Origin of the sequence: Bacillus sp. FSL R5-0712 (assembly GCF_038593285.1) — a bacterium.
GTDB lineage: Bacteria > Bacillota > Bacilli > Bacillales > Bacillaceae > Bacillus > Bacillus safensis.
Map to the genome: position 1 here is coordinate 3,776,472 of NZ_CP151981.1, position 13,930 is coordinate 3,790,401.

The 13,930-nt window shown below is 42.3% G+C and carries 13 protein-coding genes; 7 read left to right on the forward strand and 6 right to left on the reverse strand.

The genetic code is table 11. From position 1 onward, the window contains the following. Positions 1-64: 64 nt before the first annotated feature. Positions 65-1,354: an adenylosuccinate synthase gene (locus NSU11_RS19460; RefSeq protein WP_024424032.1), complete on the reverse strand. Its 1,290-nt coding sequence runs from the start codon at positions 1,352-1,354 to the stop codon at positions 65-67. Positions 1,355-1,564: 210 nt separating this feature from the next. Continuing rightward, positions 1,565-2,152 (reverse strand): TetR/AcrR family transcriptional regulator, encoded by a 588-nt coding sequence (locus tag NSU11_RS19465; RefSeq protein WP_342493736.1) that lies wholly within the window; start codon positions 2,150-2,152, stop codon positions 1,565-1,567. Between the two features lie 136 nt (positions 2,153-2,288). Between NSU11_RS19465 and NSU11_RS19470 the strand changes: the two genes are divergently transcribed. After that, entirely contained in the window at positions 2,289-3,494 is a 1,206-nt protein-coding gene (locus NSU11_RS19470) for a cytochrome P450 (RefSeq protein ID WP_133744924.1), read from the forward strand. A 32-nt stretch (positions 3,495-3,526) separates the two neighbouring features. Here the strand turns inward: NSU11_RS19470 and NSU11_RS19475 are convergent, their stop codons facing one another. The 3 genes from NSU11_RS19475 to NSU11_RS19485 all read right to left on the reverse strand — a co-directional run bounded on the left by NSU11_RS19475 (position 3,527) and on the right by NSU11_RS19485 (position 6,601). Then, positions 3,527-3,940, reverse strand: a complete 414-nt coding sequence (locus tag NSU11_RS19475; RefSeq protein ID WP_024424033.1) for a VOC family protein — start codon at positions 3,938-3,940, stop codon at positions 3,527-3,529. Between the two features lie 129 nt (positions 3,941-4,069). Further along, positions 4,070-5,434, reverse strand: a complete 1,365-nt coding sequence (gene dnaB / locus NSU11_RS19480) for a replicative DNA helicase (protein WP_003214779.1) — start codon at positions 5,432-5,434, stop codon at positions 4,070-4,072. Between the two features lie 213 nt (positions 5,435-5,647). Further along, entirely contained in the window at positions 5,648-6,601 is a 954-nt protein-coding gene (locus tag NSU11_RS19485) for a DUF4885 family protein (protein WP_342493737.1), read from the reverse strand. A 109-nt stretch (positions 6,602-6,710) separates the two neighbouring features. Between NSU11_RS19485 and NSU11_RS19490 the strand changes: the two genes are divergently transcribed. Beyond that, a complete protein-coding gene (locus NSU11_RS19490; protein WP_342493738.1) occupies positions 6,711-7,568 on the forward strand; it encodes a hypothetical protein in 858 nt (285 codons plus the stop codon). A gap of 146 nt (positions 7,569-7,714) precedes the next feature. Here NSU11_RS19490 and NSU11_RS19495 read toward each other — a convergent pair whose 3' ends face one another. Further along, a complete protein-coding gene (locus tag NSU11_RS19495) occupies positions 7,715-7,933 on the reverse strand; it encodes a hypothetical protein (protein ID WP_208946130.1) in 219 nt (72 codons plus the stop codon). 534 nt (positions 7,934-8,467) lie between these two features. Between NSU11_RS19495 and NSU11_RS19500 the strand changes: the two genes are divergently transcribed. The 5 genes from NSU11_RS19500 to NSU11_RS19520 are packed head-to-tail and all read left to right on the forward strand — an operon-like array spanning position 8,468 to position 13,922. Further along, the gene (locus tag NSU11_RS19500; RefSeq protein ID WP_342493739.1) at positions 8,468-9,352 is read left to right on the forward strand and encodes an alpha/beta hydrolase-fold protein; all 885 of its coding nucleotides are present in this window, start codon (positions 8,468-8,470) and stop codon (positions 9,350-9,352) included. Positions 9,353-9,356: 4 nt separating this feature from the next. Continuing rightward, the gene (locus tag NSU11_RS19505) at positions 9,357-10,142 is read left to right on the forward strand and encodes a 2,3-dihydro-2,3-dihydroxybenzoate dehydrogenase (protein WP_144468176.1); all 786 of its coding nucleotides are present in this window, start codon (positions 9,357-9,359) and stop codon (positions 10,140-10,142) included. A 26-nt stretch (positions 10,143-10,168) separates the two neighbouring features. Beyond that, positions 10,169-11,347 (forward strand): isochorismate synthase DhbC, encoded by a 1,179-nt coding sequence (dhbC, locus tag NSU11_RS19510; RefSeq protein WP_311164978.1) that lies wholly within the window; start codon positions 10,169-10,171, stop codon positions 11,345-11,347. 27 nt (positions 11,348-11,374) lie between these two features. Further along, a complete protein-coding gene (locus tag NSU11_RS19515) occupies positions 11,375-12,994 on the forward strand; it encodes a (2,3-dihydroxybenzoyl)adenylate synthase (protein ID WP_034622270.1) in 1,620 nt (539 codons plus the stop codon). A gap of 19 nt (positions 12,995-13,013) precedes the next feature. Continuing rightward, positions 13,014-13,922 carry an isochorismatase family protein gene (locus tag NSU11_RS19520; RefSeq protein ID WP_311164979.1) on the forward strand — a complete coding sequence of 303 codons (909 nt, stop codon included), beginning with the start codon at positions 13,014-13,016 and terminating at the stop codon, positions 13,920-13,922. The last annotated feature ends 8 nt before the right edge of the window (positions 13,923-13,930 follow it).

A 13,930-nucleotide genomic window follows, 5' to 3' on the forward strand; every position in this document is an offset into this window, starting at 1 on the left:
AATATTTAAACAAAAAAAACACCAGTAAAATGTGACATTTTACTGGTGCGTCATCAATCTATTCTTATGGACGGTACACGCTGCGGACAACGTTCGTTTGTGAACGATCTGGTCCGACTGAGAAAATGGAAAGTGGAATACCTGTTAATTGTGAAATGCGCTCTAAATAATGACGGGCATTTGCAGGCAGTTCACTTAAGTTCTTTACGCCTGTAATATCCTCTGTCCATCCTGGCATTTCTTCGTAGACAGGCTCACATTTCGCTAATTCATTTAGGCTTGCTGGGAATTCCTCTGTGATTTCTCCATTCAATTTATAAGCGACACAGATTTTCAATTTTTCAATCCCTGTCAGTACATCAATTGAGTTAAGAGATAAATCTGTAATTCCGCTCACACGGCGTGCATGACGGACAACAACGCTGTCAAACCAGCCGACACGGCGCGGGCGTCCAGTTGTCGTACCGTATTCACGGCCAACCTCACGAATTTGATCGCCAATTTCATCATGGAGTTCTGTTGGGAATGGGCCATCTCCAACACGTGTTGTGTACGCTTTTGACACGCCGACTACATGTTGGATTTTTGTTGGTCCTACACCAGAACCAATCGTCACGCCTCCAGCTACTGGGTTAGATGACGTCACAAATGGGTATGTCCCTTGATCGATATCAAGCATGACCCCTTGTGCTCCTTCAAATAGCACGCGGCGGCCTTCATCTAGTGCATCATTCAAAACAACAGATGTGTCTACGACATATTTTTTCACTTGCTGGCCATATTCATAATACTCATCTAAAATATCTTCAATCTTGAAGCCTTCTGTGTCGTACATTTTCTCTAAAAGACGATTTTTCTCTTCTAGATTGCGTGCAAGCTTCTCTTCAAATACTTCACGATCTAATAGATCTGCGACGCGGATACCGACGCGGGCAGCTTTATCCATATAAGCTGGTCCGATTCCTTTTTTCGTCGTACCGATCTTGTTAGCCCCTTTCCGCTCCTCTTCTACCTCGTCCAATTTTAAATGGTAAGGCAGAATAACATGGGCTCTATTGCTGATTCTGAGGTTATCTGTACTCACATTCCGTTCGTGAAGATACGCAAGCTCAGTGACCAACGCTTTAGGATCAACCACCATTCCATTACCGATGACACAAGTTTTCTCTTTATAAAAAATACCGGATGGAATGAGGTGTAGCTTGTATGTCACTCCATCAAATTTGATCGTGTGACCTGCATTGTTTCCCCCTTGATAACGGGCAATCACCTCTGCATTTTCTGAAAGGAAATCGGTAATTTTCCCTTTCCCTTCGTCACCCCACTGCGTACCTACTACGACTACTGAAGACATATCGTGCACCTCCGTTAACCTTTCAAAACGTTATCTCTTTCAAACACATTTATTTTATCAATGCACACCGAAAAAGTCAACGCGAAATCCGAACATTAATATCTCGAAATTGAATTTTGTTCGTTTTAAATATGAGAAAAAGCGCTTTAATCGTCTCTTCAGTGCTTAAAAAGGGAGATTTTGAGTAAAAACAACGATTTTGATTTGTCCCTATTTTGATTGATTTTGAATCAGCTGAATCATTGAACTTGCCATAAAATCAGGTGAGTACGGTCTTCCTGTCCTCAGCCACCATTCAGCCGTGCCAGCATAAGCGGACATGACGAATTGCTTCTGCATGTCGAGAGGAACAAGATGCCGAGCAGCCTTTTTATCTGCGACCTCCTCTGCCCCTAAAGAAAAGCTATCTTCAAAAAAAGCACAAACCGTTTGACGAATATTGAGCTCTCGGCCTCTTTTCAAGAGAATTTGATACTCCTCTTCATGTTCCTGCAAATGCTGATAAAATCGAAAAATATACACATATGCTGCATGCTCTTCTTGCCAATCTTCTTCCGATACAGGAGCAAAAATAGCATCTTTCATCACATCAAACATCTCAGCCATCACCTGCTGGGCAAGATCAAATTTATCCTCATAATGCTGATAAAAAGTCGTCCGGTGGATGCCTGCCCTCTTCGTCAAATCCTGTACAGAAATTTTGCCCCACTCTTTTTCTCTTAATAACTGAAATAACGCTTTTCTTAAATGCTGTTTTGATTCCGTTGCGCGCTTATCCCCTCTGTAGCAGTCCGCCACAAGCCGCTCTCCCCTTCCTCTTTTCTTCAACAGATTTCGTTTTTCTGTTGGTTGAATCCTCCAGGCTGATGAATTAACTTTAATCTAACACAATGAAAAAAAGGAATCATCTGACAACCCATAAGGAGTGATAATCGTGGAAACAACAACACCAAATGCCGTGCAAAAAGCGTTATTAAGAGGGAAACATAAGCAGGATCCGTATCACCCGTTCGATTGGTATGCCAACATGCGTCAGACATCACCTGTTCATTTTGATGAAGCTAGCCAAACGTGGAGTGTATTCACCTACGAGGAAGCAAAGCGTGTGACAATCGATAAAGATACCTTTTCGAGTCAGCCGCCTAAAGACCGGCGGAAGCATTCCTTGATGAAAACAATGGTGATGATGGACCCGCCCAATCACACTCGCATCCGCTCCATTGTCAGCAAAGCCTTTACACCTCGAGTCATGAAATCGTGGGAGCCGCGTATTCAAGAATTGATGGAAGAACTCATGGCAGAATTAGAAGGAAAACAAGAGATTGACCTTGTTCAAAACATTTCGTATCCACTCCCAGTCATCGTGATCGCAGAGCTTTTAGGTGTGCCGTCAGAGCATAAACAATCCTTTAAAGAATGGTCAGATATTCTCGTCAGTATGCCTAAAAGTGAAGATACGGAGGATGTCGCTGAATGGCAGAAAATTCGGGACCAAGGAGAAGCTGACATGATGGCGTTTTTTGCAGACACTATTGAAAGAAAACGTCACAACCTCGGTGATGATTTGATTTCCCTCCTCATCCAAGCGGAGGAGAATGGAGACAAGCTGTCAGCGGATGAATTAATTCCATTCTGTAATCTTCTTCTTTTAGCTGGCAATGAAACAACCACTAATTTGATCTCCAATATGGTCTTTAGCTTGTTAGAACAGCCAGGTACGTATAAAGCACTCGCTCAATCTCCTGAACTTATTCCTCGAGCGGTAGAGGAAGCAGTCCGTTTTCGTGCACCAGCTCCTACGATCGTCCGCTATGTCACAGAAGACACAGTGCTCGGAGGAAAAATGTTGAAAAAGGGGGACAATGTCATCGTGTTTCTTGCGTCTGCCAACCGGGATGAGCGTCATTTTTCAAACGCACATGAATTTGATATACACCGCCATCCTAACCCTCATATTGGTTTCGGGCACGGCATCCATTTCTGTCTAGGCGCACCGCTTGCTCGTCTTGAAGCATGCACTGCTATGAAGGTCTTAATGGAACGATATGAGGCGCTGGAGCTTCTCTCTTACGTTCCAATGACAAGCAGTAGTATGTATGGATTGAAAGAGCTGAAACTGCGTGTGACATCTCGTTCATAACAGAAAAGACTCCCGGACGTGGGAGTCTTTTTTTAAACGGGGGTGATTCCATCTGTGTTCATGAGGACAACTCGGTACCCATCTGGATCTTCAATGGTTGCTCCTCCTCGTTCCCAATATGGATTTGTTGAGGTGACTTGCCGTCCGCCAAATGAGAGCAATCTCTTTTTCATTTGCTGAAATTCCTCTGCATCTGGAATATAAAAAACAAGCAGCTGTTCTGGATGCGGGACGGGCAGGCTGTCTTCTTCTTCATGTTTGGTGATTTCTAAATGAACATGCTGGTGAGGCAGCCCTAGCATCACACCATCGTACCCTTCATGCTGATCAAATGAGCCTATTCGTTTGAGCCCTAAGCCTTCTTCATAAAAAGAAACAACCTCTTTCATGTTGACGGTTGGGCGTGCGATACGTAATTGAGCGGCTTCAAACTGTTGAAATTTCATCAGTCTTCACTCCTTTTCTCCTTTTAGTATACGCGCTCTCTTTTTCTCTCTCCTCCTCATTTTGATTGTTTTTTCAATCATTCTTTCGATGTAGATTAATCAAAAAAGCCCAGCTTCTTGAGCTGGGCTTTAAGCACCGGGCGGAACACCCGCATCATCAAATCTTCTTTCCAGGTTGACGAATTTGTTATATTCTTTGACGAACGCCAGTGATACTGTACCAACTGGACCGTTACGCTGTTTGGCAATAATGATTTCAATAATGTTCTTATTCTCTGATTCTTTGTCGTAGTAATCATCACGATAAAGGAATGCCACGATATCGGCATCCTGCTCGATACTTCCTGATTCACGAATATCAGACATCATCGGACGTTTGTCCTGACGCTGCTCTACCCCACGGGAAAGCTGAGACAAGGCAATAACCGGAACTTCAAGCTCCCTTGCCAGCGATTTTAATGCCCTAGAGATTTCAGAAACCTCCTGCTGACGGTTATCGCTTGATCGCCCGCTTCCTTGAATGAGCTGCAAGTAGTCAATCAGGATCATGCCAAGACCATTTTCTTGCTTCAATCGGCGGCATTTCGAACGAATTTCACTTACTCTGATTCCAGGTGTATCGTCAATGAAAATTCCGCTGTTTGACAGCGAGCCCATCGCCATTGTCAGCTTGCCCCAGTCTTCTTCTGTCAGATTACCGGTTCTTAGGTTTTGTGCATTGATATTCCCCTCTGCACAAAGCATACGCATAACGAGCTGCTCCGCACCCATCTCTAAACTAAAGATAGCAACACTTTCGTCCGTTTTGGTCGCGACATTTTGGGCAATGTTCAATGCGAAGGCGGTTTTCCCTACTGATGGACGAGCCGCTACAATGATTAAATCATTTCGCTGGAATCCAGCTGTCATCCGGTCAAGCTCAGAGAAACCTGTTGGAATCCCTGTGATATCGCCTTTACGGTTATGAAGCTGTTCAATATTATCGTATGTTTGAACAAGAACGTCCTTAATGTTTTGAAAGGCTCCTGAGTTTTTACGCTGCGCCACTTCCATAATGGTCTTTTCGGCATCGCTCAGCAGGTCCTCTACTTCATCCTCACGCGTATACCCATCTTGTGCAATGGTTGTCGCCGTACGGATCAGACGTCTTAAAATGGATTTCTCTTCTACAATTTTTGCATAGTATTCAATGTTTGCGGCAGTTGGGACAGAGTTCGCAATATCGGTTAAATACGAAATCCCGCCTACCTCTTCTAGTAAATCTGTATTGGCAAGCTCAGATGTCACCGTGACAAGATCGACCGGTTCTCCTCTATCGCCAAGTACAAGCATCGCATTGTAAATCTTTTGATGCGACATTCTATAGAAATCCTCTGGAATTAATACCTCAGAAGCGAGCGTTAGCGCAGATGGTTCTAAAAAAACAGCACCTAATACGGCCTGCTCGGCTTCTATATTTTGCGGCGGCAGCCGGTCATCGAGAAGTTCCGTCATGCCAAGCACCGTCCTTTCATAAAAAAATACGCTACTCATCATTTTAACATTTTCATCAATAAAAAAGTGAAAAACATCGACTATAGTCAAAATTACCATGTTGATATTTTGTGCAAACCAGCGCATTTCAATAGAAAAGACTCTGTAACAACAATTGTTATAGAGTCCTTCGTTATCGCTAATGATTTTGTATCTGTCATCGTTCAAGGTTTGTTAATCTATCGATTTCTTAACCCCATAATTCACTTTTTGCCCAATGTCTTGTAAAGAACCGTTTTGATAACCAATAGATAACAACAAATCTGGAATGGAGTCAAACCCGTTTTTGGCTAGATCGAATAGCTGCGCACCGTAATGTGAAGCAGCAATGCGCGCATTTTCTGCTGTGTATGGATTTTTAAGAAGTTCTTCTTTGTATAGATCAAAAATATTCGTTCCGTTATCCGTTACAAATTGACCATTTACAATGCTTAAATCCTTTAAATTGTAGCCTGTGACCGTTTTGATTTGATTGACAAGATGGAACTTTGCCAGAGAATCCGGTGTGAATTGAGTAGAATCATCATTTCTGCTTTTCATAATATGGAAAAATAATTCTCTTGTATTGTTGGTTGTATTTAATAAGTCTTCTATTTGTTTCATCAGCGATTCGTCTGTTGATCCACTCACCACTAATTTGAAATTATTTGGATCAATGGTAAAAGTTAAATTTGTGTTTTTAGGAATGGTTATACCGTTTTTAGAGAATAAATCTTGTAATTGTTCGTTCACTTTTTGACGATTGAGTATTTTCTTTTCTACACTTTCTTGCGTAGGATCGTACCGTTTTTCATTACGGAAGATGGCATCATTAAAATCATATTGTCCACCTTTATTATTCCTTGCCCAACTCATTTCCATAATGTAAGCAGCTTCTCTTTCCGGTTTTGTTAGATCACTTCTGAAATAAGAAGAGTAAGGGTTTCTATACTTATTATATATATGGTCTTGAGGATCATTGAAACGTTTATTTTGTTCATTTATTTTTTCGTATTTTTCATCTAATATTTTCATCCGTCTATCAGATTCGGTCATCACCTCATTTGTACTTTTAATAGTTGATTGGTCTTTAGAGCCTATTCCGTTCTGATTGTTTGAAGCTGCCGTGTATGACGTATTAATATTCATTTTGATTCTCCTTTTTTAAAAAATTAGTGATTATTAAATATATCGGCATTTCAGTTAAAATTTGTTAGTTTTGATCCGATATAGTAATTATTACAAGGAGGGTTAAAATATGACAAATACTATCTTCAAACGTTTTTTATTACCTGCATTGGTATTCGTGCTTGTTACTAGTTTTTTTGCACCTCATTCAGCGGAAGCGGCTATCACGGGGAATAACAGTCCTAACACAGCCAGCTCAATGGGATATTGGAAAAATAGTCGTTCAGATACAACAATCTTACCTGAAGGTGAAAATGAAGCGTATTATCAGTTCACGATCAATAAAGGTGAAAGGGTTTATGTAAGAAGTTCGTATAATAAGCAATATACAGGGATGAAAATCGAAGTGTATAATTCGAAAAACTCTAGGACAGGGTCCGAAGTTATTAATCCTGATTCAATAACGCCATTTATTTTTGCCAACACTGGTGAAGTTACTTCAACTTCAGAAACTTATTTTGTGAAAGTGACCCGTGGTACATATACGGGAAATATGTATTTTACTGTCTCCATCCAAGATCGTATCAAATCTGGAAATGGGACATTCAATTTTACGGGGACTGCTACTAACTTGGGGAATTCTTCTTTAAATTTTTTAGGAGTTGATTCTTCAGTCATTACAATGGATTTAACTAATAATTCCACAGTTCCTAAACGTGCTGTCGTTAAATCGATTTCAACGACTAGTACCCAATCGCCTAACCAAGGAAATGTCACACACAAACTGATGGCTAGTGAAAGTAATATTTGGTACACATCACTTGTTTCATCTGCAACAAGTGGGTCCTATCGTATTTCACTGGATGATCAATTAAAAGTCGCGCAAAAATGGAGCTTTAAGTACAACGCAAAGGCTACTGCGAGATCTACTATGAGCAATGTCAAAGCCGATATTCGTTACGAATATGATGTCACAGATGGATTCTAATTGAATGGTGTTTAGACATGTAAACCGATTGATCAAAAAGTAAGGGGGCATCCCTTACTTTTTTCATTTCCGCCTTGATATTTGGCCAACTTTAAAACAGCACCGTGCTTTCATAAGAAATACGCTGCTCATAAAAAGTGAAAGTGTTAATGGTGGTTTTGCTTGAGGGCGTGTTGAAAGAGGAGGATGGTGATCATATCGGTGGCTCGCTGGTATAAATCCCATTGTTCATAGGCCGCAAATGTCATCCGTATATCATGTAATGATTGCTTCATTTCATGATATTCTTCCACTGTAAACGTATTTTTCAGTTTGAGCTGATGTTCAAGCAGTTTTAGCCTTAGCTTTCCTAATGGAGTTTTCATTCTGCCTACATTCCCTTCGATCTTGTCTTCCTTAGAAAATTGTATATGAATTTACGCATGAGATTGAATAAGTTGTGAGATATGCTCACCGGCTTTCCGAAAAATTCTCCTCTTTTTTCCTAAAAATACAAGAAGGTCTATAGACTTATTTTTCCTCAAAATGATTTCAAGAAGAAAAACCTATATATATTCCTGAATCAAACAGAAGAAAATGGTAAATATCCCGTGACGGTCAAGGTCTTTTGGCATTTCTCCTCTTTTTAAATGACTCAGTCCGGCATTCCCTATTTCCATTCATTTGGTAGTTATTTAGTCCTTTATTTTCCGAAAATTTAGATCAAATTATCAATTACACCACTTAATGAACATTTGACTTCATAATTGATAACCATTATCATTTGATTTGCTTGCGTGATAATTGAGAATCATTTTCATTTGAAGGGACCATTCTTCAATCTCTACACTCATCCTATATCCGCAAGCCTGCTTTTATCAGCATATGAGAGTCAATTTGAGGAAGGGGATATTTTACACATGTCCAAACGCCCTGAAGGAATGGGTACTGAGGATTCTCTTTTCAGAGAAAGCCGTCCTTTTTTTATACCTGGGACGGAGCAGCTGGATATCACAGCACACCCTTACAGACTTTTTATATTTAAACCGAATACAACTCCTCCAGCGGCTGGTTTTCCAGTCATGTACGTGCTTGATGGAAATTCACTTTTTGGCACAATGGTCGAAGCACTTCGTTTACAGTCAAGAAGGCCTGAAAAAACAGGTGTCGTACCTGCCATCATTGTTGGAATTGGCTATCAGACAGAAGCGCCCTATCATCCGCTCAGGCATTATGATCTCACTCTAACCGGCCCTGACGCTTCCATTGGCGGCAAAAGAAAGGACTTCTCCAACCATACATATGGCGGGGCCTCTGCGTTCTTTTCTTTTTTAGAAAAGATTGTAAAGCCTTATATCGAGCAGCGCTTTCCGATCAACCAGAGTCGTCAAACACTGTTTGGGCACTCTCTTGGCGGTCTTTTTGTATTACACACACTATTTGAGCACCCTGATGCTTATCAGACATATATTGCGGGCAGTCCTTCTATCCACTGGAACAAAGATTTATTTCTAGAAAAAGAACACCAATTCACCAATCATATACGTCAGATGTCTATGGATGCCAGGCTGCTTGTAGGTGTAGGTGAATTAGAAAAACATCATCCATGTCAAATGAATGATCATGCACATGCACTAGCAAATCGGATGCTGCCTTTATCTTCATATGGCTTGCATACGGCCTATCACGAGTTCCCTGAAGAAGGACATACGTCCGTTTTACCAGTGCTAATGAATTACGCTTTTCGTTTTGCACTCTATCATGATGATCCTTTCACAACCACAGACATGAAGGAAAGGCAGTGAACACATGAAACATAGTGGTCTATCTCAAAAAATTGCCCTTATTACAGGCGCAGGACAAGGTATTGGACAAGCAGTCGCTAAAAGACTAGCCGAGGAAGGTGCGATTATTGCAGCAGTTGACGCAAATGAAAAGCAGCTGCAAAGCACCGTCAGGCAAATGAATGATGATGGCATACGTGCCTTTGCCTATCCAGGGGACATCACCGATCAAGCTTCTGTTCAGCACATTGTCGATCAAATTGAAAAGCAGCTTGGACCCATTTATTTACTGGTCAATGTAGCAGGCATTCTTCGAATCAGTTCTATTGACCAGCTTAGTGCAGATGACTGGCAACAAACTTTCTCAGTCAACACACACGGTGTCTTTTACGTATCTCAAGTTGTCTCCAAATACATGATGAAAAGATCAGAAGGGGTCATTGTGACTGTCAGCTCTAACGCAGGTGCCATTCCTAGAATGAATATGGCTGCCTATGCCGCTTCAAAAGCAGCAGCTACTTCCTTTACAAAAACACTTGGATTAGAGCTGGCAGCCTACGGGATCAGATGCAACGTCGTCTCTCCCGGCTCTACCGCAACACCTATGCAATGGGCTTTATGGGCTGATGAACAAGGAGAAGATCAGGTGATTAAAGGCTCATTAGAGACGTATAAAACCGGTATTCCTTTACAAAAAATCGCTGATCCTCAAAACATCGCTGATGCAGTCATTTTCTTTGCATCTGAGCAATCCAGTCATATTACGATGCAGAATCTCACGATTGATGGCGGCGCAACACTCGGAATCTAGCATTTCATTCAAAAGGAGGCCTTTTCATGAAACATTCATTATTGTCGTCAGAAGAAAAAGTACAGTTGCTTCAAGACTATCAGCCAGGCGCTTTTTTCCTTGCTTCCCCTAAACGCACGATACTTGCCGAAGGGATATTCCAGCATATTGAAACCAATCAACTAAATGAACTATCCACAAAGGTAGCGCATGTATTTGACGCTGCCAAACAAGCTGGTATTCAAGCACCGATTGTTGCTGGTGCTGTCCCGTTTGATCCGGCGCAGCCCGTTCGTTTAAATGTACCAGTCCAAGTACAGTTTAGTGATCCACTCGAATTTCAACAAGGTGATGAGGAGTCAGAAGCGGCATCGCCATCCTATGAGGTGACACCTGTCCCCTCTCCAGAGGTCTACATGAATGGTGTGAACGAAGGATTAGCTAAAATTGAGAACGGGGAGCTTAGCAAAATCGTACTCTCTCGATCTCTCCATCTCAAAGCAACTCGAGATATTCATACGAAAACAATACTCGAACGACTGGCTCGTCATAATACGACTGGCTATACGTTTGCTGCAAATATAGCTGACCCGGCATCTTCCCAAAAGCGCACACTTCTTGGGGCAAGCCCTGAACTGCTTCTTTCAAAAACTGGTTCATCTGTGATTTCCAATCCACTCGCTGGTTCTCGGCCGCGCAGTTCAGATCCAGTAGAAGACCAGCGCCGCCGCGATGAACTCCTTACCTCAGCGAAGGATTTACACGAGCACGCAGTGGTTGTTGAAGCTGTCACTAAAGCGCTTACTCCATACTGTCATACACTAGATGTGCCTGCATCACCATCCGTCATTCAAACAGAAACGATGTGGCACTTATCTACTGTCGTAAAAGGTGAATTAGCAGATCCCAATGTGTCCTCAATTGATATAGCACTTAGCCTTCATCCAACACCCGCAGTATGCGGCACACCTACAGCAGATGCACGTGAAGCCATTCAAGCGATTGAACCCTTCGATCGAGGATTTTTCACAGGAATGATCGGTTGGGCAGATACAAATGGTGATGGTGATTGGATTGTCACTATTCGTTGTGCAGAAGCTGAGGGTCACTCTCTACGTCTCTTTGCTGGTGCAGGAGTGGTCAAAGGATCAAAGGCAGAAGAAGAGCTAGCTGAAACATCTGCAAAATTCAACACGATGCTTCACGCGATGGGCATCCATCAGTGATAAAAATAAATAGGAGATGACAAAAACATGTTTGTTCAACCACCTACATGGCCAGAAGAATTTGCAAAACGCTACCGTGAAAACGGCTGTTGGCGTGGGGAAACCTTTGGCGGTATGCTTCGTGAACGCGCCGCATCGTTAGGAAATAAAACAGCCATTACATACGCTGATACGCACATGAGCTACCAAGAACTTGATCAGCGCGTCAGCAGTCTTGCTGCCGGTTTTCATCAGCTTGGAATTCAGAAAGGAAGTCGAGTTGTCGTGCAGCTTCCTAACATTCCTGCTTTTTTTGAAGTCATTTTCGCTTTATTTCGAATCGGTGCTTTACCCGTCTTCTCTCTGCCATCTCATAGAAGCAGCGAAATCACTTATTTTATTGAGTTTGCCGAAGCAGATGCATATGTCATACCAGATATTGATGGCGGCTTTGATTATCGATCACTCGCACGTCAAGTGAAAGAAAAGCTTCCCTCATTACCTCATGTCATTGTTGCAGGGGAAACTGAGGAATTCCTTGGCTTGGATGATCTGCGCAAGGACCCAGCACTTGATCCCCAAATTCATGTAGAGGCAAGCGATATTGCATTTCTTCAGTTATCTGGAGGCAGCACAGGCCTTTCAAAGCTCATTCCTCGCACGCATGATGACTATATTTATAGTCTTTGGAAAAGCAATGAGGTGTGCGAGCTCACACAAGAAAGTGTGTATTTAGCTGCACTTCCAGTTGCGCACAACTATCCATTAAGCTCGCCTGGCGTCCTTGGAACGTTATACGCAGGCGGAAGAGTCGTTCTTGCACCTGGATCAAGCCCTGATGTCGTCTTTCCACTCATTGAAAAAGAACGGGCGACCATTACCGCTGTCGTTCCACCTATCGCATTGATTTGGCTAGAGGCCGCTCCTCATCGATCAGATGACTTATCGAGTCTTGAAGTCTTACAAGTCGGTGGTGCTAAATTCAGTGCTGAGGCAGCAAAACGAGTAAAGCCTGCCCTTGGATGTAAGTTACAGCAAGTTTTTGGCATGGCAGAAGGTCTGGTCAACTATACCAGATTAGATGATCCTGAACATATCGTAATTCATACACAAGGACGCCCGATGTCTGAATATGATGAGGTACTAGTGGTAGATGATGAGGACAAGCCCGTCCCGCATGAAGTGGCTGGACATCTTTTAACAAGAGGGCCTTATACGATTCGCGGCTACTATAAAGCCGATGAACAAAACAAAAAAGCATTTACACCCGATGGTTTTTACAGAACAGGTGACATCGTGCGATTAACCAAAGAAGGAAATGTTGTTGTAGAAGGCAGAGACAAGGATCAAATCAATCGTGGCGGCGAAAAGGTTGCCGCAGAAGAAGTTGAAAACCATTTACTTGCGCATCCTGACATTCATGATGCCGCCATGGTGTCTATGCCAGATCCATTTCTTGGCGAACGCTCATGTGCCTTTGTTATTGCGAAAGGAAACAACAAACCAGCACCGCACGTCTTAAAATCATTTCTAAGAGAACGCGGGCTCGCAGCCTATAAAATTCCTGACCGCATTGAATGGATCGATGCGTTCCCACAAACAGGTGTAGGCAAAGTCAGTAAAAAAGCATTAAGAGAATTAGCTGCAACCCATACTGCCAACGTATAAAAAATGAGGAGTGAAAATCATGGCAATCCCTACTATTCCTGCATATACAATGCCAAGCACACAAGATTTACCCAAAAATAAAGTGAACTGGATACCTGATCCGAAACGTGCTGTTCTGCTGATACATGACATGCAGCAATATTTTTTAAATGCATTTCAACAAGATACATCACCGATCACAGAGTTAGTTCAGCATATTGAACAATTACGTAATACATGCAATGAACTTGGCATTCCAGTCGTCTACACAGCTCAGCCTGGTGACCAAGACCCGAAGGATCGTGCCTTATTAACAGATTTTTGGGGACCTGGACTTGGTGATGATGAAGCATTGACAAAAATCATTGATCAGCTTGCTCCATCTGAAGCAGATACAATGCTGACAAAATGGCGTTATAGCGCATTCAAGAAATCTAATTTTTTGGATATCCTTCAAGAAGGCGGGCGTGATCAACTGATCATTACTGGCGTATATGCACATATTGGCTGTATGCTGACAGCCGCAGAAGCATTCATGCTCGATATTGAAACCTTTTTTGTCGCCGATGCCGTCGCTGACTTTTCACTGAAACATCACAAAATGGCCATGACCTATGCAGCTGAACGATGTGCAGTCACCACAACGACAAACCAAATCATCAGTCGTTTAACAGGACAAGAAACAAACAGTGATGATTTATCCTTTGAGACCATCGTTCACCAAGTAGCTGAGTATCTCCAAATTGAGCCTAATGAAATACCACTTGATGAGAATCTCGTCTACCTTGGGCTTGATTCTATTAGAATGATGAGCCTAGCGGAAAAGTGGAGGCAGCAAGGAGCGACAGTCAATTTCGTTGAGCTTGCAGCAAATCCAACGCTCGCTCATTGGCGGACTCTTCTTTTCCCAGAAAAGCAGCCATCTATCCCAAATATCGATTACTTGTAAAGGAGGTA

Bases quoted from the DNA above. Each gene is read 5' to 3' on its own strand.
- dhbC (WP_311164978.1), top strand. From the start codon at position 10,169: ATGAAACATTCATTATTGTCGTCAGAAGAAAAAGTACAGTTGCTTCAA.
- NSU11_RS19485 (WP_342493737.1), bottom strand. From the start codon at position 6,601: ATGAATATTAATACGTCATACACGGCAGCTTCAAACAATCAGAACGGA.
- NSU11_RS19495 (WP_208946130.1), bottom strand. From the start codon at position 7,933: ATGAAAACTCCATTAGGAAAGCTAAGGCTAAAACTGCTTGAACATCAG.
- NSU11_RS19475 (WP_024424033.1), bottom strand. From the start codon at position 3,940: ATGAAATTTCAACAGTTTGAAGCCGCTCAATTACGTATCGCACGCCCA.
- NSU11_RS19490 (WP_342493738.1), top strand. From the start codon at position 6,711: ATGACAAATACTATCTTCAAACGTTTTTTATTACCTGCATTGGTATTC.
- NSU11_RS19515 (WP_034622270.1), top strand. From the start codon at position 11,375: ATGTTTGTTCAACCACCTACATGGCCAGAAGAATTTGCAAAACGCTAC.
- dnaB (WP_003214779.1), bottom strand. From the start codon at position 5,434: ATGACGGAACTTCTCGATGACCGGCTGCCGCCGCAAAATATAGAAGCC.
- NSU11_RS19500 (WP_342493739.1), top strand. From the start codon at position 8,468: ATGTCCAAACGCCCTGAAGGAATGGGTACTGAGGATTCTCTTTTCAGA.
- NSU11_RS19520 (WP_311164979.1), top strand. From the start codon at position 13,014: ATGGCAATCCCTACTATTCCTGCATATACAATGCCAAGCACACAAGAT.
- NSU11_RS19460 (WP_024424032.1), bottom strand. From the start codon at position 1,354: ATGTCTTCAGTAGTCGTAGTAGGTACGCAGTGGGGTGACGAAGGGAAA.
- NSU11_RS19505 (WP_144468176.1), top strand. From the start codon at position 9,357: ATGAAACATAGTGGTCTATCTCAAAAAATTGCCCTTATTACAGGCGCA.